The organism is Zoogloea sp. LCSB751 (genome assembly GCF_002028455.1).
In the GTDB taxonomy this organism is placed as follows: domain Bacteria; phylum Pseudomonadota; class Gammaproteobacteria; order Burkholderiales; family Rhodocyclaceae; genus Zoogloea.
In genome coordinates this window covers 1-251 of sequence record NZ_MWUM01000425.1, presented here as the reverse complement: position 1 = coordinate 251, position 251 = coordinate 1, and the positions used below count along the sequence as shown (strand labels likewise).

The 251-nt window shown below is 75.7% G+C and carries 1 protein-coding gene; it reads left to right on the top strand.

Translation table 11 applies throughout. The features are described from left to right. The coding region (locus B4920_RS27200) for a LysR substrate-binding domain-containing protein (protein WP_254051079.1) at positions 1 to 251 on the top strand (251 nt) is incomplete at both ends.

Here is a 251-nt window from a genome sequence, read left to right as displayed (position 1 = left end):
CGCACGCGCGGCTCGCACCGCGGTGGACGCCGTCTCCGGGCTGCTCGGCGGGGTGGTGACGGTGGGATCGGAGGCCTGCCCTGGCGTCCTGAACCTGGCGGCGGCGCTGGCCGCCTTCCGTCACCGCCACCCGGCGGTCGAGGTCCGGCTTCAGGTCAGCGGCTCGGAGGCCCTCATAGAGGACGTCGCCGCGGGGCGCGCCGACGTCGCGATCGCCGTACCGGTCGGGCCGCTGCCACGAAACGTGGTCT